This window comes from Enterobacter sp. FW301-JW81, assembly GCF_058788735.1.
In genome coordinates, this window is sequence record NZ_JBYTBA010000002.1 from 513,208 (window position 1) to 531,348 (window position 18,141).

Genomic DNA, 18,141 nt, shown 5'->3' on the forward strand with positions numbered 1-18,141 from the left:
GTGATTAGTTCTGTAACTGTAACATTCAATCCTGATATTCTTTGTTTGGAAAAACAGTTTCTGTCTTTGCAAAACCAAATAGATGATGCTGTTATTGTGGATAACGGGTCTCAAAATTATAATGATGTAAAAGAATTAGCCAACAGATTTAATTTTGTTTTGATTAGTTTGCCCATAAATATGGGGCTTTCGCATGCACAAAATATTGGCATTGAAAATACTATATCTCGCGGTGCCAATTATTTATTACTGCTTGATCAAGACAGTGTGCTAGGTGCTAATTTTATTAGTGCCATGAGTAAAGTGTATACTCAATATAATGTTGGTATCCTAGGTCCATCTTTTTATGATCCGCACACAAACGAATTTTATTGGGGCACTAATTATATTGGCCCATTTATCAAACGAACACCTATTCAGGAAATAACGGATGTAACTTATGTTATTGCATCTGGCTCTTTCTTTTCTTCTGAAGTTTATAAGAAAGTTGGAAAAATGGAAGAGGCATTATTCGTTGACTATATTGATGTAGAATGGGCTCTGCGCGCTAAAAAAGTTGGATACCGCGTGGCAATGACTAATCAAGCTTCTATGGCACATACGATTGGTGATTCAAGGCTGAATCTATTAGGGCGTAAAATATCTATTCACAGCCCGATGCGACGTTATTTTCTCGTAAGGAATAGTTTCTTTATGATCAGAAAATCTTATATTCCTGTAGGTTATAAAATTCGAGAGGTTTTCCTGAATTTTGCTCGTGCAGCAATATCTTTGATACTGAATAAAGAAAAAAAGAAAACGCTAATGATGATATTTTACGGGATTTCTGATGGGGTTTCAGGTAGATTTGGACCATTCAAAAGAAATTAGTACATGGTGTAGCTGTCTCGTTGCAAATTGATGGGCGTTAGTAGCGATATAATTATTGGATTGTTCCAAAAATATGAAAATTCTTTACATAATAACACGCGCGAATGAAATCGGTGGGGCTCAGACTCATTTGCGTGATATGACATCGGCGTTGGTAAATGATAACCATCAGGTAGAGTTAATCGTTGGTGAACAAGGCGCTCTGGTTGATGAGCTTCGCGCGATGAATGTGAAAGTTCACATTATACCTGAACTTGTCAGGGAGATTTCGCCTTGTAAGGATATTAAATGCGCTCTAATCACCCGCAAAATTATAAAAGAATTTTCACCGGATGTCATTGCACTTCATTCTTCTAAAGCCGGAATTGTAGGTCGATTAGCTGCTCTTTTTCTGAATATTCCTGTTGTTTTCACCGTACATGGTTGGTCCTTTGCGAATGGTGTCAATGATAAAAAGCGTCGTTTGTATATTATTATTGAACGGTTATTCAGCAAGATCACAGATGAAATAATTACGGTGTCTGCTCAAGATAAACAACTTGCGATCGAACATAACGTCGCTTCAGCCAGTCAGCAAACAGTAATCCATAATGGTGTTCCATTAAAAAAAGCTACTCCACATGTTTATCATAATAATGCAGTAGTAAAGTTAATTTCAGTGGCTCGCTTCTCAGAACAAAAAGATCATGAAAGCTTATTGAAGGCTCTGAGTTTATTAGAGACAAGAAACTGGGCATTGACGCTGGTAGGTAAAGGACCAAGATTAGATGAGATGAAGCAGCTTTCACAGGATCTTGGAATAAGTGATAATGTCGTCTTCACAGGCGAACGTTTAGATGTCGATTACTTATTGGCAGACAGTGATATTTTCCTCTTGGTTTCTAACTGGGAAGGTTTCCCTATCAGTATTCTTGAGGCTATGCGTGAAGGCTTACCTGTTTTAGCTTCAGATGTTGGGGGCGTTTCTGAATCTGTCATTGATGGTAAAACAGGATATCTTGTCCCTCGAGCAGATGTTGATGCCATTAAAAATAGGCTAGTTGACTTAATTAACGATCGATCTTTACGTGTTGCATTAGGCAAGTCAGGAAATGATTTTTTCCTTGATAACTTCTCATTTAATGCAATGTATACTAAAACTGTTGAGCTTTATCAAAAAGCAATTAATAAGAAACATAATAAATAATTAAAATTTTTATAAATAAATTATATCTGCATGTTTTACAGGGATTAAATACATCCTGTTTTGTGTGGTCTTTGATGATCAAGGCCACAAATGCCTACCTCTGACCCTGATTTATGAGTTAAGATTCTTGCAAATTATATCTGTCGGGGGTACCCGACAGTGACCACACCTGACAGGAGTATGTAATGTCCAAGCAACAGATCGGCGTTGTCGGTATGGCAGTGATGGGGCGCAACCTGGCGCTCAACATCGAAAGCCGTGGTTATACCGTCTCCGTTTTCAACCGCTCCCGTGATAAAACCGAAGAAGTGATTGCCGAGAATCCAGGCAAGAAACTGGTTCCTTTCTATACGGTTAAAGAATTCGTTGAGTCTCTGGAAACACCTCGTCGTATCCTGTTAATGGTGAAAGCGGGCGCAGGTACCGATGCAGCGATTGACTCCCTGAAACCTTACCTCGAAAAAGGCGACATCATCATTGATGGCGGCAATACCTTCTTCCAGGACACCATCCGTCGTAACCGTGAACTGTCTGCCGAAGGTTTCAACTTCATCGGTACCGGTGTATCCGGTGGTGAAGAGGGCGCTCTGAAAGGCCCATCTATCATGCCTGGCGGCCAGAAAGATGCGTACGAACTGGTTGCGCCTATCCTGACTAAAATCGCAGCCGTAGCTGAAGATGGTGAGCCTTGCGTGACCTATATCGGTGCAGACGGTGCAGGTCATTATGTGAAGATGGTTCACAACGGCATCGAATACGGCGATATGCAGCTGATTGCTGAAGCTTATTCCCTGCTGAAAGGCGGCCTGAATCTTTCCAATGAAGAACTGGCGGAAACTTTCACCGAGTGGAACAAAGGCGAGCTGAACAGCTACCTGATCGACATCACCAAAGATATCTTCACTAAGAAAGATGAAGAGGGTAAATACCTGGTTGATGTGATTCTGGATGAAGCCGCGAACAAAGGTACCGGTAAATGGACTAGCCAGAGCTCGCTTGATCTGGGCGAACCGCTGTCTCTGATCACTGAGTCTGTTTTCGCGCGTTACATCTCTTCCCTGAAAGAGCAGCGCGTAGCGGCGTCTAAAGTGCTGTCTGGCCCACAGGCCAAACCAGCAGGTGATAAAGCCGAATTCGTTGAGAAAGTGCGCCGTGCGCTGTACCTGGGTAAAATCGTTTCTTACGCGCAGGGCTTCTCTCAGCTGCGTGCGGCGTCAGACGAGAACAACTGGGATCTGAACTACGGTGAAATCGCGAAGATCTTCCGCGCCGGCTGCATCATCCGTGCGCAGTTCCTGCAGAAAATCACCGATGCCTATGCTGAAAACGCCGGTATCGCTAACCTGCTGCTGGCACCGTACTTCAAGAAGATTGCGGACGAATACCAGCAGGCGCTGCGTGATGTAGTTGCCTATGCTGTTCAGAACGGTATTCCGGTTCCAACTTTCTCTGCTGCAGTAGCCTACTACGACAGCTACCGTGCTGCCGTTCTGCCTGCTAACCTGATTCAGGCCCAGCGTGACTACTTCGGCGCGCATACTTACAAGCGCACCGATAGAGAAGGCGTATTCCATACCGAATGGATGGAATGAGTTAACGCACTCGCTGTTATCGCAACCCGGAGCTCGTCTCCGGGTTTTTTTATGCAAAAACAGCTGCCTTATATTCGAAGTAGTCTGAATCTCATCCCACTCGAAGTGATTACTCCTGGTTTGCCTTGACAGTTCTGTTTGCCAGGAGGTACAAAGCCCAACAGTTATGTTTATCGTGATGGTCAGGTGGCCATCAGTACAGTTAACTCACAGAAGTCATTAGCGAATGAAAATAACAATTTCCGGAACAGGGTATGTCGGTCTCTCTAACGGCATTCTGATTGCTCAAAACCACGAAGTGGTTGCATTGGATATCGTGCAGGCCAAAGTGGACATGCTTAATCAGAAAAAATCGCCGATTGTCGACAAAGAAATCCAGGACTATCTCAGCAATAAGCCGCTGAACTTCCGCGCCACGACTGACAAAGAAGATGCATACCGCGATGCGGATTACGTCATCATTGCGACGCCTACTGACTACGACCCCAAAACCAACTACTTCAACACCTCGTCCGTCGAAGCGGTGATCAAAGACGTTATCGCGATCAATCCTCATGCGGTGATGGTCATTAAGTCAACGATTCCTGTGGGTTTCACTAAATCCATCAAAGAGAAGTTTGGGATTGATAACATCTTCTTCTCGCCGGAATTCCTGCGCGAGGGGAGAGCGCTTTTCGATAACCTCCATCCTTCGCGCATCGTCATTGGTGAACGCTCTGAGCGTGCCGAGCGCTTTGCCACGCTGCTTCAGGAAGGGGCCCTGAAGAAAGATATTCAGGTGCTGTTTACCGATTCCACTGAAGCCGAGGCGATTAAGCTCTTTGCAAATACCTATCTGGCAATGCGTGTGGCTTATTTCAATGAGCTCGACAGCTATGCAGAGAGTCTTGGGCTGAACACCCGTCAGATTATTGAGGGCGTGTGCCTCGATCCTCGCATTGGTAACCACTACAACAATCCTTCATTTGGCTACGGCGGCTATTGCCTGCCTAAAGACACAAAGCAGCTCCTGGCGAACTATCAGGCGGTGCCAAATAACCTGATTTCAGCGATTGTTGATGCTAACCGTACGCGTAAAGACTTCATTTCTGATTCTATCCTCGCGCGTCAACCGAAAGTCGTCGGCGTATACCGTCTGATCATGAAGAGCGGTTCCGATAACTTCCGAGCCTCTTCAATTCAAGGGATCATGAAGCGCATCAAGGCGAAAGGGGTTGAGGTTGTTATTTATGAACCGGCCATGCAGGAAGATCAGTTCTTCAACTCCCGCGTGATCCGCGATCTGGATGCTTTCAAGAAGGAAGCAGATGTCATTATCTCAAACCGCATGGCAGAAGAGTTGGCTGACGTGGCGGATAAAGTATATACCCGCGATCTGTTTGGTAGCGACTGATTCTCGGCTTTATCCTGTAAAAAACCCGGCTGATTTGCCGGGTTTTTTATTTTCAGACCTTATAGAAATCGCGGTACCAGTCGACGAAGTTTTTCACCCCATCCTTAACCGAGGTTTGCGGTTTAAATCCAATCGCATCATAAAGTGGCTGGGTATCGGCGCTGGTTTCCAGAACATCGCCTGGCTGAAGAGGCAGCATATTTTTCTCGGCTTTTTTACCCAGAGCATCTTCCAGCGCGGTTATGTAATCCATCAGTTCTACCGGTGAACTGTTACCGATGTTGTAAACCCGGTAAGGCGCTGAGCTGCTTGCAGGTGACCCGGTCTCAACGGTCCAGTTTGAGTCAGGGTGGGGAATGACATCCTGCAGGCGAAAAATTGCTTCTGCAATATCATCGATGTAAGTGAAGTCGCGCTTCATTTTACCGTAGTTATAGACATCGATGCTTTTGCCTTCAATCATCGCCTTCGTAAACTTGAATAGCGCCATGTCCGGGCGCCCCCATGGGCCGTACACGGTGAAGAAACGCAGTCCGGTGGTTGGCAGATTGTAAAGATGCGAATAGGTATGCGACATCAGCTCATTGGCTTTTTTGGTCGCAGCGTACAGCGAGACAGGGTGGTCCACGGAGTCTTCGGTGGAGAATGGCATCTTGCGGTTGAGGCCATATATGGAGCTGGAAGACGCATAAAGTAAATGCTGAACGTGGTTATGCCGGCAGCCTTCCAGCACGTTGAGATGGCCAATAAGATTAGCTTCCGCGTATACGTGAGGGTTGTCCAGAGAGTAGCGTACGCCCGCCTGTGCGGCCAGATGAATCACGCGATCGAACTTCTCGCGCGCGAAAAGCGCTGCCATACCTTCGCGGTCGGCTAACTCCAGCTTGTGGAAGGTGAAGCTCTCGGAGTTTAGCAGTTCCAGCCGCGCCAGCTTCAGATTGACATCGTAGTAGTCATTCAGATTATCAATACCGACAACCTGATGACCAGCCTCAAGGAGGCGTTTACTGACATTTGCACCGATAAAACCTGCTGCACCCGTTACCAGAAATTTCATCTCTTCCCTCATAAACCTATCTTCTTACTGATGCCGTAGCGCATCGCATGGTTGCTATGATAGCGCGAAGGGAGCAAGTTACATAACCCATCTTTCCGATATAACTCATCGGATTCTTATAGAAAAATTGGCAGCAATAGATAAACTATACAAACATAACTATGTTTGCCCGTTTTCATTCGTTAGGGAATGTATGACACAAAACAACAATAGCCAGGTCAACCGAAGCAATGATCCTGAGCAAATTGATTTACTTGATTTAGTGCTGCAACTGTGGCGTGGGAAGTGGATGATAGCAACCTTTGTTGTTGTTTTTATTGCCCTTGCTATGGGATATCTGTTAGTAGCGAAAGAGAAATGGACCTCAAGTGCGATTATTGCGCAACCTGATGTAGCTCAAATTGCGACCTATTCTAACGCTTTGAATATCCTATATGGTAGCGCTGCGCCATCGATGCTTGATGTTCAAACTCGCGCTATAGGCCGTTTCAATTCATCCTTCTCTGCATTGGCACAGGCACTTGAAAATCAGGAAGAACCTGAAAAACTGACGATTGAGCCTGCGGTAAAGGGGGAAGCTTTACCATTAAGCGTTTCCTATACCAGTACATCTGCAGAGGCTGCTCAAAAGCAACTGGCGCAATACATCCAGCAGGTCGATGAGCAAACGGCTAAAGAACTTACCGTTGATCTTAAGGACAACATTAAAGAACAGATCAAGACCCTGAACGATTCCCTGCAAAACCAGGAGAAGGTTGCTCAGGAGCAGAAAGATCTGCGTATCAAACAGATTGCTGAGGCGCTCAAGAATGCTGAAGCAGCGAAAATTACCTCCCCGCAGATTCAGCAAACCCAGGATGTGACGCAGGAAACAATGTTCCTGCTGGGTAGCGTGGGGCTGAAGTCTATGATTGAAAACGAAGCATCTCGTCCACTCGTCTTTTCTGCAGCATACTATCAGACTAGGCAAAACTTGCTGGATATCCAAAACCTGAATGTAAACCCGGATACTATTCACGTCTATCGTTACGTCATGAAACCGGATCTGCCCATTCGCCGCGATAGCCCGAAAAAAGTGATTATTCTGATTCTTTCCGTGCTGCTGGGCGGAATGGTTGGTTCTGGTGTGGTACTGGGTCGCAACGCGCTGCGCAACTACAAGCCAACAGCCTGATTCACCTCAGATAAAAAAACCGGGGAAATTCCCCGGTTTTTTTATTTATGCCGCTTCCTAAGATTCTCTATCACCGCCGTCAAATCCAGCTCCTGATCCTGTAGCAGCACCAGCAGGTGGTACATCAAATCCGACGCTTCATTCGTCAGCTCCTCTCGGTCATGCACCGTAGCGGCCAGCGCGGTTTCAACGCCTTCCTCACCCACCTTCTGCGCAATACGCTTGGTGCCGCTTGCATACAGCTTCGCCGTATACGAGCTGGAAGGATCCGCCGTTTTACGCTCTGCCAGCAACTGTTCCAGTTGGTACAGGAATAACCACTGGTGGCTCGCCTCTCCAAAGCAACTGCTGGTGCCCTTGTGGCAGGTTGGTCCGATGGGGTTTGCCAGCACTAGTAGGGTATCGTTATCGCAGTCGGGCGTAATGCTTACTACATTCAGGAAATGGCCCGAGGTTTCGCCTTTGGTCCACAGGCGTTGTTTGGTGCGCGAGAAAAACGTCACTTTACCGCTGTCGAGCGTTTTTGCCAGTGCGTCCTGGTTCATATACCCCAGCATCAGCACTTCGCCTGAAACCGCATGCTGCACAACCACCGGCAGTAATCCGTCAGTTTTTTCCCAGTCCAGCTGCGCCTGTTGTTGCTTTGTTAACATACCCTGATCTCCACGCCCTGGTCGGCCAGGTACGTTTTTAACTCACCAATATTAATAATCTGTTTGTGGAACACGGACGCGGCCAGCGCGCCGTCAACGTTCGCGTCGCGGAAGGCTTCCAGGAAATGTTCCATGGTGCCCGCGCCGCCGGAGGCGATCAGCGGTACGTGGCAGACCGCACGGACTTTTTTAAGCTGTTCGAGATCGTAACCGTTACGCACGCCGTCCTGGTTCATCATGTTCAACACGATTTCGCCCGCGCCACGCTTCTGCACTTCCTGCACCCAGTCGAGCGTTTCCCACTGCGTCACACGCGTCCGGCTCTCATCGCCGGTATACTGGTTGACGTGGTACTTGCCCGTTGCGGCGTCATACCAGGTGTCGATCCCAACGACAATACACTGTACGCCAAAACGATCGGCGAGTCGGGTAATGAGCTCCGGGTCAGCTAGGGCAGGGGAGTTGATGGAGATCTTGTCGGCACCAAACGAGAGAATTTTGGCCGCATCGTCAGCGGATTTGATCCCGCCCGCCACGCAGAAGGGGATATCAATCACTTCCGCCACGCGCGCTACCCAGCTTTTATCAACCACTCGGCCATCGCTGGATGCGGTGATATCGTAAAATACCAGCTCGTCTGCACCTTCTTCGGCATAGCGTTTTGCCAGCGGAACGATGTCGCCAATGATCTCGTGGTTGCGGAACTGCACGCCTTTCACAACCTGACCATCGCGTACGTCAAGACAAGGGATTATCCGTTTTGCCAGCATTGAATCGCCTCCGTCACAGTAAATTTTCCTTCCAGCAGGGCCCGGCCCACAATCACACCCTGCACGCCCGTTCCGCGCAGCGCGGCAATATCATTCAGATCGCCAATTCCACCCGAAGACTGGAAGGCCACCTGCGGATAACGGGCGCAGACTTCTTCATATAGAGAAACGTTAGAGCCCGCCAGCGTACCGTCGCGGGAGATATCCGTGCACAGCACGTGCTTCAGGCCGACGGGCAGATACATCTCGACCAGCGCTTCCAGCGTCACGCCGGAGTTTTCCTGCCAGCCGCTGACTGCCACCTGTTTATTACCCTGTTCATCAATGCGAACGTCCAGCGCCAGCACCAGCGCGTCGGCGCCAAAGCGGCGGAACCAGCCTTTGACGGTCTCAGGGTCTTTCACCGCGGTTGAACCGACCACCACGCGCGCCACGCCCGCGTCCAGCAGCGCTGCCACGTCATCTTCAGTACGCACGCCTCCACCAACCTGGACGGGCACGTCAACGCCGGCAACCAGATATTTAAGCAGTGGGATCTGGCGTTTCGCCGGGTCCTTCGCGCCGGTCAAATCCACGAGATGCAGGACCTGAGCACCCTGCGCGGCATACTCCTGCAGGCGCGGCAGCGGGTCGTTCCCGTAGTCACGCTGCTGCCCGTAGTCACCCTGGTGGAGACGAACAACCGTGCCGTCAATTAAATCTAAAGCGGGAATAATCATCACATCTCCAGGAAGTTTTTCAGCAGCTGCGCGCCCGCGGCGCCAGAGCGCTCCGGGTGAAACTGCACGCCGAAGAAGTTGTCTTTCTGCACGGCCGCCGTAAACGCCTCGCCGTAATTGCACTGGGCGATCGTATTTGCGTTCACCGGCATGGCGTAGCTGTGCACGAAGTAGAAATATGCGCCGTCTTCAATGCCGCGAAACAGGCGGTCGCCCGCTTTGGCGTAAACGCGGTTCCAGCCCATGTGCGGCAGAGGCAGGCCGTGGTCGACCATTTTCGGCACGTCTTCGTCAATAATGCCCAGCAGGTCGACGCCGTTACTCTCTTCGCTCCGGCGGCCCAGGATCTGCATGCCCAGGCAAATGCCCAGCACCGGCTGGGTACAGGCTTTGATAAGCTCAACCAGCTCGCGCTCGTGGATCTGATCCATTGCCGCCTGCGCGGTGCCCACGCCCGGCAGGAATAGCTTGTCGGCGCGCAGCACCACGTCCGGGTCGCGGCTGACCACGGGCTCATAGCCGTGGCGCGAGATGGCCGACTTTACGGAGTTCAGGTTGGCGCATCCGGTATCCAGAATCACCACATTCATTACAGCACTCCTTTCGATGAAGGCAGGGCGTCACCTTCCACGCGAATCGCCTGGCGAAGGGTACGGCCGAAGGCCTTGAAGAGACTCTCCACGCGGTGGTGGTCGTTCTTGCCCTTGGTCTTCAGGTGTAGCGTCAGGCCCATGGTGTAGGACAGTGAACGGAAGAAGTGCTCCACCATTTCGGTACTCAGGTCGCCAACGCGCTGGTAGGTAAAATCGGCTTTATATTCCAGGTGCGGACGACCGGAGATGTCCATGGCGCAGCGCGCAAGGCACTCATCCATCGGCAGGACAAAGCCAAAACGGTTAATGCCGCGCTTATCGCCGAGCGCCAGCTTCAGCGCTTCACCCAGCGCCAGACCGGTATCTTCCACGGTGTGGTGATCGTCAATGTACAGGTCGCCTTTTACCGCAATCTCCATGCGGAAACCGCCGTGGGTGGCAATCTGGTCCAGCATATGGTCGAAGAAACCGACGCCGGTGTGGATCTTGCTGCCGCCTTCACGGTCCAGCCAGACCTTCACGTCTATCTGCGTCTCTTTGGTGTTGCGCTCTACGTGGGAATAGCGGTCACGTTTTGTCAACTGCTCGCCAATCTTCGCCCAGTTAAGGCTGTTGCGGTCATAGCGTAGCCCCGCGATGCCCATGTTTTCCGCCAGCGTAATATCAGTGATGCGATCGCCGATGACATAGCTGTTGGTTTTATCCAGTGCATCTTCCGGCAGGTAGCGTTCTACCAGCTTCACCTTCGGCTTACGGCAGTCACACTCATCGGCCGGCATGTGCGGGCAAATCAGCACTTCGTCGAATACGACACCCTGAGAGGTCAGTACCTGCATCATCAGATTATGCGGGCCGTCAAAGTCCGCCTGCGGGAAGCTGTCGGTGCCCAGACCGTCCTGATTGGTAATCATCACCAGCTTAAAGCCGGCCTTTTGCAGCTTGAGCAACACCGGAATGACGTCTGGTTCAAACGCCAGCTTGTCGAAACGATCGACCTGAAAATCTGCTGGTGGCTCCGAAATAAGGGTGCCGTCACGATCGATGAAAAGGATCTTCTGGGTCATACTTTCTCCGCTTTCAGGGCGTCAATCACGCGCTGGCTCTCTGCACGGGTGCCTACGGTAATACGCAGGCAGCCGCTCAGGGAGGGTTGTTTATTCTGGTCTCGTAAGATAATGCCCTGATCCCACAAAGATTTAAATACGGCACTGGAAGCGGTGAAGCGCGCCAGGATGTAGTTCGTTTCGGAGTCAAACACCTGCTCCACGCAAGGAATCTCTTTCAGGGCGGTCACCAGATACTGACGCTCCTCAAGAATCTGCGCCACGCGCTCGCGCATCGCGTTGATCCCCTGTGGGGTTAGCGCCTGCGCTGCAATATCAGCAACCGGCGTGGAAAGCGGATACGGGGCGATCACTTTCAGCAGCAGGTCGATGACCTCTTTATTCGCCAGGGTGAATCCGCAGCGCAGACCCGCGAGGGCGAAAGCCTTCGACAGCGTGCGCAGCACCACAAGATGCGGATACTCTTCCAGCCAGCCTGCCAGCGTCGCCTGCGGGCAGAACTCGATATAGGCTTCGTCGGCTACCACCAGGGCTTTGCCGCGCGTCATCTCAAGCAGGGTGCGGATATCCTGCGGGTTGATAATCTGCCCGGTCGGATTGTTCGGGCTGCAAACAAACACCACTTTTACGCCTTCGAGATTGTCGGCAATCTCCTGAAGATCCAGCTGCCAGTTGTCCAGCGCCTGCACGTTGCGGCACGCCACGCCGAAGGTCTCTGCGCTGACGCTGTACATGCCGTAGGTCGGCTGGCAGTACATCACCGCGTCTTTGCCCGGCTCGCAGAAGCCGCGGATCAGCAGCTCAATGCCTTCGTCCGCGCCGCGGCTGACCAGCACCTGCTCTGGCTTCACGCCCGCGTACTGCGCGTAGTTTTCGATAACCGCTTTCGGCTGACACTCCGGATAGCGGTTCAGCGTTTGCTGCGACAGCTCAAACTGCACCGCCGTCGGGAATTCATTGGCGTTCAGCCAGACGTCACCGTTACCGCCCAGACGACGTGCAGACTGGTAAGGCGTCAGGCGACGGACATTTTCGCGGGCTAACTCTTCAATGCTCATGCTTGCTCCTTAAGGGCTGCAACGCGCAGCGTAACGGCATTTTTGTGGGCGGTCAGGCGCTCGGCGGCAGCCAGCGTCTCAATGGTGGACGCCAGCGAGGCAAACCCTTCACGGGAGAGTTCCTGCACGGTCATGCGTTTCTGGAAATCCGCCAGCCCCAGGCTGGAACAGGTAGAGGTGTAGCCATACGTTGGCAGAACGTGGTTGGTGCCGGAGGCGTAATCGCCCGCGGATTCCGGTGACCAGTCGCCGAGGAACACCGAGCCCGCGCTGGTGATGCTGTCGACCAGATCGCGCGCGTTGCGGGTCTGAATAATCAGGTGCTCCGGGCCGTACTGGTTGGAAATGGCAATGCACTGCGCCAGATCGCGCGCCACAATCAGGCGGCTGGCCGACAACGCCTGACGTGCCGTTTCGGCGCGGGGCAGGTCTGCAAGCTGGCGCTCGACGGCTTCGCCGACGCGCGTGGCCATATCGGCATCCGGGGTTAGCAGTATCACCTGCGAGTCCGGGCCGTGTTCAGCCTGCGAAAGCAGGTCGGACGCCACGAAATCCGGCGTTGCGCCGCTGTCGGCAATGACCAGTACTTCAGACGGACCGGCAGGCATGTCAATTGCCGCGCCGTCCAGACGCTGGCTGACCTGGCGCTTGGCTTCGGTCACAAAGGCGTTGCCCGGGCCAAAAATTTTGTCGACCTTTGGAATGGATTCGGTGCCAAACGCCAGGGCAGAAATTGCCTGCGCGCCGCCCACTTTATAGACCGCCTGCACGCCGCACAGCTTCGCCGCATACAGAATCTCGTCGGCAATCGGGGGCGGTGAGCAAAGCACCACTTTCTGGCAGCCGGCGATGCGCGCCGGGGTGGCCAGCATCAATACGGTGGAGAAAAGCGGGGCAGAGCCGCCGGGAATATAGAGGCCGACGGACGCAACCGGACGGGTCACCTGCTGACAGCGCACGCCGGGCAGGGTCTCGACATCCACGGTCTGCAGCTTTTGTGCGGTGTGGAAGGTATCAATGTTTTTCACCGCGACGGCCATCGCCTGCTTGATGTCGTCACCCAGACGATTGCTGGCATCGATGATTTCCTGCTCGGTTACCCTCAATGCGCCGACGTCCGTCTTATCAAACTTTGCGCTGTACTCACGCAGCGCGTCATCGCCGCGGGCTTTGACGTTATCAAGGATCTCTGCCACGGTGCGTGAAATGCTTTCGGAAGCCGAAATCGCCGGGCGCATCAGCAGCTCGCGCTGTTGCGCTTCGCTACGCGTATTCCACTCGATGATTGTGTTAAAACCCATGGCCGTTACTCCATCATCTTCTCAATTGGCAGCACCAGGATAGAGCTTGCCCCCAGCGCCTTCAGTTTTTCCATGGTTTCCCAGAACAGGGTTTCGCTGCTGACCATGTGCATCGCCACGCGCTGCTGATCGCCCGCCAGCGGCAGGATGGTTGGGCGCTCGGCGCCCGGCAGCAGGGCAATCACTTCATCCAGACGTTCGGTTGGGGCGTGCATCATGATGTATTTGGATTCACGCGCCTGAATCACGCCCTGAATACGTGTCAGGAGTTTGTCGATCAACTGCTGCTTCGCGTCAGCCATCTCGCCATCGCGCTGGATCAGGCACGCTTTAGAGCGGTAGATCACTTCCACTTCGCGCAGACCGTTCGCTTCCAGCGTGGCGCCGGTAGAGACCAGGTCACAGATGGCGTCCGCGAGACCCGCACGCGGGGCCACTTCAACAGAGCCGTTCAGCAGACAGGATTTAAACTGCACGCCTTTCTGGTCCAGGTAACGCTTTAACAGGTGAGGGTAGGAGGTGGCGATACGTTTTCCGTTAAGCGCGGCCGGGCCGTCCCACGCTTCATCGACCGGCGTCGCCAGCGACAGGCGGCAGCCGCCGAAGTCCAGGCGGCGCAGGGTGAAGTAACGCGGGTCTTCCCCCTGAGCGCGACGGGTCAGCAGCTCTTCTTCCAGCACGTTTTCACCGATGATGCCGAGGTCAACGACGCCATCCATGACCAGGCCTGGAATATCGTCATCACGCACGCGCAGAATGTCGATGGGCATGTTTTCAGCCAGAGCAATCAGACGCTGGGTGTGCAGGTTAATTTTAATCCCGCAGCGTGCCAGCAGTTCGCGTGAATCGTCACTCAAACGGCCTGATTTTTGAATAGCTATGCGTAAACGTGAGTTATCTAACATTCTTTATTCCTCGTTAACCTGTTTTAACCTGTCTGAATTTGGTCCAAAAAAAAGCCCCCGGAAGAAGATCTTCCGGGGGCTTTTTCATGCGTTCATGCACCACTGGAAGATCCAAACGTCTTCCAGCACACATCGCCTGAAAGACTAGTCAGGATGATGGTGATGATGGTGGTGTTTAAATTGAACGCGTGTCATATAAATTCTCGATGAATGCTTATTCATTTGATGTCTTTTAACCTAAACCAGTTATACGACATATTGCAAGGGCTTTTTTTGATCATTAATTCATTTCATATTGATGCTATGAATTGTGTGTTCTGCCGGGCTGGCGTAGCCTTATAAAAGACGAGTGAGAGTCAGGAGAATTCGCATGAAAAAGGTCGCGATTGTCGGTTTAGGATGGCTGGGAATGCCGCTGGCGATGTCATTAGCCGCGAAAGGCTGGCAGGTGACCGGGAGCAAAACCACGGCGGATGGGGTAGAGGCAGCGCGCATGTGCGGTATTGACGGCGTGGAATTGCGCCTTGAGCCGCAGCTGGTGTGCGATGCTGACGATCTGGACACGCTGATGAACGTCGATGCGCTGGTGATAACCTTACCCGCCCGTCGCAGCGGGCCGGGCGAGTCATTTTACCTGCAGGCGATGCAGGAGATTGTCGACAGCGCGCTGGCGCACCATGTTCCTCGCATTATTTTTACCAGTTCAACCTCGGTCTATGGTGAGGTTGAAGGCGTAGTGAAAGAAACTTCCGAGCGCCGTCCCGTTACCGCGAGCGGGCAGGTCCTGAAAGAACTGGAAGACTGGCTGCATAATCTTCCCGGTACGCAGGTCGATATCGTCCGTCTGGCGGGACTGGTCGGCCCCGGGCGTCATCCGGGACGTTTTTTTGCCGGGAAGTCTGCGCCAGACGGCCAGCATGTCGTCAACCTGGTGCATCTTGGCGATGTCATTGGCGCGATCGAACTCCTCTTACAGGCTCCAAAAGGTGGACACATCTATAATATATGTGCACCGTCTCATCCCGCGCGCAGCACGTTTTACCCGCTGATGGCGCGCCAGCTGGGCCTGGCTCCGCCGGTTTTTGGTGAGACAAAGGATGACAGTAAAGGCAAAGTTGTTGATGGCAATCGCATTTGCCATGAGCTGGGGTTTGAGTATCAGTATCCCGATCCGCTGGTGATGCCCATGGAATAAGTCCCGCAGCGGAGACGATCGCGTACCGGAAGGGGGCGAATATGAAACCGCTGCTGGATGTTCTTATTATTCTGGATGCACTGGAAAAAGAGGGGAGCTTTGCGGCTGCGTCGGCAAAGCTCTTTAAAACCCCTTCGGCGCTGAGCTATACCGTTCAAAAGCTGGAAAGCGATCTCAATATCCAGATCCTCGATCGCTCCGGGCACCGCGCGCGGTTCACCCGTACCGGGCAAATGCTGCTGGAAAAGGGACGTGAAGTCCTCCATACCGTTCGCGAGCTGGAAAAACAGGCCGTCAAGCTCCACCAGGGGTGGGAAAATGAGCTTGTTATTGGCGTGGATGATACTTTCCCTTTTTCTCTCCTGACGCCGCTCATTGAAGCCTTCTATAAACATCACAGCGTGACCCGGCTTATCTTTATCAACGGCGTGCTGGGGGGCTCCTGGGATGCCTTAACCCAGGGCAGGGCGGATATTTTTGTCGGCGCACTCCATGAACCACCCCAGTTGAGCGAGTTTGGTTTTGCCCGTCTGGGTGTGCTGGAGCAGGTATTCGCCGTGGCACCCCATCATCCGCTGGCTCAGGAGCCAGAGCCCTTAAATCGACGCGTAATTAAGAGCTATCGCGCGATAGTGGTCGGGGACAGTTCTCGTCCAGAGTGTGCGGTTTCCTCGCAGCTGCTTGACGAGCAGGAGGCCATTACCGTTTTTGACTTTAAAACCAAACTGGAGCTGCAAATAAGCGGTCTGGGCTGCGGCTATTTACCCCGCTATCTGGCGCAGCGGTTTATCGACAGCGGTGCGCTTGTTGAAAAACAGGTACTTGCTCAAAGCAGTAATGAATCGGTGTGGGTCGGCTGGAATGAACAAACTGCCGGGCTGGCCAGCGCCTGGTGGCGGGACGAAATTTTAGCAAATAGTGCTATCGCCGCCGTTTACTCTCAGCCCGACGTCCAGAAATCAGCCAGTTAGCAAAAAGAAAATTGTCCCGCGCTTTGCAAAGTATTGCCTTTTGTATCCGATGTGGGGCAAAATGCCGCCGCTGCAACCAAATGAATAATCGACGATATAAAAGGCGTCGGTTATTTTTTTTTGCATGTACGAAACGAAACTAAAAACCAAGAGGCCGGGCTTCGTACCGGATAGATATTTACTAAAATCCGACAGTTGTTGTCGCTGAGGAAGAAAGAAATGGGGCAATTTTTCGCTTACGTGGCGGTTATCACCGTAAAGGAGAATAACTATGTCGCATAACGCAACTCCAAACACCTCTCGCGTGGAATTACGTAAAACGCTTACGTTGATTCCGGTTGTTATGATGGGCCTGGCCTATATGCAACCAATGACGCTGTTCGATACATTCGGTATCGTATCAGGCCTCACGGACGGTCATGTGCCGACGGCTTACGCCTTCGCGCTGATTGCAATCCTCTTTACCGCGCTCAGCTACGGTAAACTGGTGCGTCGCTATCCGTCTGCCGGTTCCGCCTACACCTACGCCCAGAAATCCATCAGCCCGACAGTTGGCTTTATGGTGGGCTGGTCATCGCTGCTCGACTACCTGTTCGCACCGATGATCAACATTCTGCTGGCAAAAATTTACTTTGAAGCCCTGGTGCCGTCGATTCCATCCTGGATGTTCGTCGTGGCGCTGGTGGCCTTTATGACGGCCTTTAACCTGCGCAGCATCAAATCCGTTGCCAACTTTAACTCCGTTATCGTTGTGCTTCAGGTTGTCCTGATTGCCGTTATTCTTGGCATGGTGATCTACGGCGTGTTCCACGGCGAAGGCGCTGGCACCCTGGCGAGCAGCAAGCCGTTCTGGTCTGGTGATGCACACGTGATCCCGATGATTACCGGGGCAACTATTCTCTGCTTCTCCTTTACCGGTTTTGACGGGATCAGCAACCTGTCTGAGGAAACCAAGGATGCAGAGCGCGTCATTCCGCGTGCTATTTTCCTGACGGCGCTGATTGGCGGTCTGATCTTTATTTTCTCGACCTATTTCCTGCAACTGTACTTCCCGGATATCTCTCGCTTCAAGGATCCGGATGCGTCTCAGCCGGAAATTATGCTCTATGTGGCGGGTAAAGCGTTCCAGGTTGGCGCGCTGATCTTCTCCACCATCACTGTACTGGCGTCCGGTATGGCTGCGCATGCAGGCGTTGCGCGTCTGATGTACGTCATGGGCCGTGATGGCGTATTCCCGAAAAGCTTCTTCGGCTACGTTCACCCAACGTGGCGCACGCCGGCGATGAACATCATCCTGGTCGGTGCAATTGCGCTTCTGGCGATTAACTTTGACCTGGTGATGGCTACAGCGCTGATTAACTTCGGTGCGCTGGTGGCGTTCACCTTTGTTAACCTGTCGGTTATCTCTCAGTTCTGGATCCGCGAAAAGCGTAACAAGACGCTGAAAGATCACTTCCAGTATCTGTTCCTGCCGATGTGCGGTGCCCTGACCGTGGGCGCGCTGTGGGTTAACCTGGAAGAGAGCTCTATGGTGCTTGGTCTGATTTGGGCGGCTATCGGCCTGGTTTACCTGGCCTGCGTCACGAAGAGCTTCCGTAACCCGGTTCCTCAGTACGAAGACGTTGCGTAATACTGTGTCG

19 protein-coding genes and 1 other annotated feature are annotated in these 18,141 nt (G+C 52.2%); of the genes, 9 read left to right on the top strand and 10 right to left on the bottom strand.

The window, feature by feature from the left end; all coding sequences use genetic code 11:
• The 4 genes from AC3WOK_RS09280 (at window position 1) to ugd (ending at window position 5,041) form a co-directional block, all read left to right on the top strand.
• Window positions 1–870, top strand: coding sequence for a rhamnosyltransferase (locus AC3WOK_RS09280; RefSeq protein WP_492354384.1), 870 nt, complete (start codon window positions 1–3; stop codon window positions 868–870).
• A gap of 73 nt (window positions 871–943) precedes the next feature.
• Window positions 944–2,056, top strand: coding sequence for a glycosyltransferase family 4 protein (locus tag AC3WOK_RS09285; protein WP_492354385.1), 1,113 nt, complete (start codon window positions 944–946; stop codon window positions 2,054–2,056).
• 185 nt (window positions 2,057–2,241) lie between these two features.
• The gene (gnd, locus tag AC3WOK_RS09290) at window positions 2,242–3,648 is read left to right on the top strand and encodes an NADP-dependent phosphogluconate dehydrogenase (protein ID WP_492354386.1); all 1,407 of its coding nucleotides are present in this window, start codon (window positions 2,242–2,244) and stop codon (window positions 3,646–3,648) included.
• Between the two features lie 226 nt (window positions 3,649–3,874).
• Window positions 3,875–5,041, top strand: a complete 1,167-nt coding sequence (gene ugd, locus AC3WOK_RS09295; protein ID WP_492354387.1) for a UDP-glucose 6-dehydrogenase — start codon at window positions 3,875–3,877, stop codon at window positions 5,039–5,041.
• 52 nt (window positions 5,042–5,093) lie between these two features.
• On the opposite strand, the gene AC3WOK_RS09300 is transcribed toward ugd, so the two are convergent.
• Window positions 5,094–6,098: an NAD-dependent epimerase gene (locus tag AC3WOK_RS09300; RefSeq protein ID WP_492354388.1), complete on the bottom strand. Its 1,005-nt coding sequence runs from the start codon at window positions 6,096–6,098 to the stop codon at window positions 5,094–5,096.
• Between the two features lie 193 nt (window positions 6,099–6,291).
• Between AC3WOK_RS09300 and wzzB the strand changes: the two genes are divergently transcribed.
• On the top strand, window positions 6,292–7,272 hold the full coding sequence (wzzB, locus tag AC3WOK_RS09305; RefSeq protein WP_492354389.1) for an LPS O-antigen chain length determinant protein WzzB: 981 nt from the start codon (window positions 6,292–6,294) through the stop codon (window positions 7,270–7,272).
• A gap of 41 nt (window positions 7,273–7,313) precedes the next feature.
• Here wzzB and hisIE read toward each other — a convergent pair whose 3' ends face one another.
• The 9 genes from hisIE to hisL form a co-directional block, all read right to left on the bottom strand.
• On the bottom strand, window positions 7,314–7,925 hold the full coding sequence (gene hisIE / locus AC3WOK_RS09310) for a bifunctional phosphoribosyl-AMP cyclohydrolase/phosphoribosyl-ATP diphosphatase HisIE (RefSeq protein WP_492354390.1): 612 nt from the start codon (window positions 7,923–7,925) through the stop codon (window positions 7,314–7,316).
• Window positions 7,919–8,695 carry an imidazole glycerol phosphate synthase subunit HisF gene (gene hisF, locus AC3WOK_RS09315; protein ID WP_106504324.1) on the bottom strand — a complete coding sequence of 259 codons (777 nt, stop codon included), beginning with the start codon at window positions 8,693–8,695 and terminating at the stop codon, window positions 7,919–7,921. The genes hisIE and hisF overlap by 7 nt, the downstream gene beginning before the upstream one ends.
• Window positions 8,677–9,414 (bottom strand): 1-(5-phosphoribosyl)-5-[(5-phosphoribosylamino)methylideneamino]imidazole-4-carboxamide isomerase, encoded by a 738-nt coding sequence (hisA, locus tag AC3WOK_RS09320; RefSeq protein ID WP_492354391.1) that lies wholly within the window; start codon window positions 9,412–9,414, stop codon window positions 8,677–8,679. Before hisA ends, hisF begins: the two co-directional genes overlap by 19 nt.
• The gene (hisH, locus tag AC3WOK_RS09325; RefSeq protein WP_059311171.1) at window positions 9,414–10,004 is read right to left on the bottom strand and encodes an imidazole glycerol phosphate synthase subunit HisH; all 591 of its coding nucleotides are present in this window, start codon (window positions 10,002–10,004) and stop codon (window positions 9,414–9,416) included. Before hisH ends, hisA begins: the two co-directional genes overlap by 1 nt.
• Entirely contained in the window at window positions 10,004–11,071 is a 1,068-nt protein-coding gene (gene hisB, locus AC3WOK_RS09330; RefSeq protein WP_063432296.1) for a bifunctional histidinol-phosphatase/imidazoleglycerol-phosphate dehydratase HisB, read from the bottom strand. The genes hisH and hisB overlap by 1 nt, the downstream gene beginning before the upstream one ends.
• Entirely contained in the window at window positions 11,068–12,129 is a 1,062-nt protein-coding gene (gene hisC, locus AC3WOK_RS09335) for a histidinol-phosphate transaminase (protein WP_492354392.1), read from the bottom strand. Before hisC ends, hisB begins: the two co-directional genes overlap by 4 nt.
• Window positions 12,126–13,430, bottom strand: a complete 1,305-nt coding sequence (hisD, locus tag AC3WOK_RS09340; RefSeq protein WP_492354393.1) for a histidinol dehydrogenase — start codon at window positions 13,428–13,430, stop codon at window positions 12,126–12,128. Before hisD ends, hisC begins: the two co-directional genes overlap by 4 nt.
• 5 nt (window positions 13,431–13,435) lie before the next feature.
• Window positions 13,436–14,335 carry an ATP phosphoribosyltransferase gene (gene hisG, locus AC3WOK_RS09345; protein WP_000886595.1) on the bottom strand — a complete coding sequence of 300 codons (900 nt, stop codon included), beginning with the start codon at window positions 14,333–14,335 and terminating at the stop codon, window positions 13,436–13,438.
• Window positions 14,336–14,380: 45 nt separating this feature from the next.
• Window positions 14,381–14,504, bottom strand: a sequence feature (His leader region).
• Window positions 14,480–14,530, bottom strand: a complete 51-nt coding sequence (gene hisL, locus AC3WOK_RS09350) for a his operon leader peptide (protein ID WP_001364200.1) — start codon at window positions 14,528–14,530, stop codon at window positions 14,480–14,482. Its footprint overlaps the feature before it by 25 nt.
• A gap of 175 nt (window positions 14,531–14,705) precedes the next feature.
• Between hisL and AC3WOK_RS09355 the strand changes: the two genes are divergently transcribed.
• The 4 genes from AC3WOK_RS09355 (at window position 14,706) to plaP (ending at window position 18,131) form a co-directional block, all read left to right on the top strand.
• Window positions 14,706–15,530 (top strand): SDR family oxidoreductase, encoded by an 825-nt coding sequence (locus tag AC3WOK_RS09355; protein ID WP_047346457.1) that lies wholly within the window; start codon window positions 14,706–14,708, stop codon window positions 15,528–15,530.
• 41 nt (window positions 15,531–15,571) lie between these two features.
• A complete protein-coding gene (locus AC3WOK_RS09360) occupies window positions 15,572–16,501 on the top strand; it encodes a LysR substrate-binding domain-containing protein (protein WP_492354394.1) in 930 nt (309 codons plus the stop codon).
• Between the two features lie 219 nt (window positions 16,502–16,720).
• Window positions 16,721–16,783: a membrane protein YoeI gene (gene yoeI, locus AC3WOK_RS09365; RefSeq protein ID WP_099458931.1), complete on the top strand. Its 63-nt coding sequence runs from the start codon at window positions 16,721–16,723 to the stop codon at window positions 16,781–16,783.
• Window positions 16,773–18,131 (top strand): putrescine/proton symporter PlaP, encoded by a 1,359-nt coding sequence (plaP, locus tag AC3WOK_RS09370; protein WP_047346455.1) that lies wholly within the window; start codon window positions 16,773–16,775, stop codon window positions 18,129–18,131. The genes yoeI and plaP overlap by 11 nt, the downstream gene beginning before the upstream one ends.
• Window positions 18,132–18,141 lie beyond the last annotated feature (10 nt).

Bases quoted from the DNA above. Each gene is read 5' to 3' on its own strand.
- AC3WOK_RS09285 (WP_492354385.1), top strand. From the start codon at position 944: ATGAAAATTCTTTACATAATAACACGCGCGAATGAAATCGGTGGGGCT.
- gnd (WP_492354386.1), top strand. From the start codon at position 2,242: ATGTCCAAGCAACAGATCGGCGTTGTCGGTATGGCAGTGATGGGGCGC.
- ugd (WP_492354387.1), top strand. From the start codon at position 3,875: ATGAAAATAACAATTTCCGGAACAGGGTATGTCGGTCTCTCTAACGGC.
- AC3WOK_RS09300 (WP_492354388.1), bottom strand. From the start codon at position 6,098: ATGAAATTTCTGGTAACGGGTGCAGCAGGTTTTATCGGTGCAAATGTC.
- wzzB (WP_492354389.1), top strand. From the start codon at position 6,292: ATGACACAAAACAACAATAGCCAGGTCAACCGAAGCAATGATCCTGAG.
- hisIE (WP_492354390.1), bottom strand. From the start codon at position 7,925: ATGTTAACAAAGCAACAACAGGCGCAGCTGGACTGGGAAAAAACTGAC.
- hisF (WP_106504324.1), bottom strand. From the start codon at position 8,695: ATGCTGGCAAAACGGATAATCCCTTGTCTTGACGTACGCGATGGTCAG.
- hisA (WP_492354391.1), bottom strand. From the start codon at position 9,414: ATGATTATTCCCGCTTTAGATTTAATTGACGGCACGGTTGTTCGTCTC.
- hisH (WP_059311171.1), bottom strand. From the start codon at position 10,004: ATGAATGTGGTGATTCTGGATACCGGATGCGCCAACCTGAACTCCGTA.
- hisB (WP_063432296.1), bottom strand. From the start codon at position 11,071: ATGACCCAGAAGATCCTTTTCATCGATCGTGACGGCACCCTTATTTCG.
- hisC (WP_492354392.1), bottom strand. From the start codon at position 12,129: ATGAGCATTGAAGAGTTAGCCCGCGAAAATGTCCGTCGCCTGACGCCT.
- hisD (WP_492354393.1), bottom strand. From the start codon at position 13,430: ATGGGTTTTAACACAATCATCGAGTGGAATACGCGTAGCGAAGCGCAA.
- hisG (WP_000886595.1), bottom strand. From the start codon at position 14,335: ATGTTAGATAACTCACGTTTACGCATAGCTATTCAAAAATCAGGCCGT.
- AC3WOK_RS09355 (WP_047346457.1), top strand. From the start codon at position 14,706: ATGAAAAAGGTCGCGATTGTCGGTTTAGGATGGCTGGGAATGCCGCTG.
- AC3WOK_RS09360 (WP_492354394.1), top strand. From the start codon at position 15,572: ATGAAACCGCTGCTGGATGTTCTTATTATTCTGGATGCACTGGAAAAA.
- plaP (WP_047346455.1), top strand. From the start codon at position 16,773: ATGTCGCATAACGCAACTCCAAACACCTCTCGCGTGGAATTACGTAAA.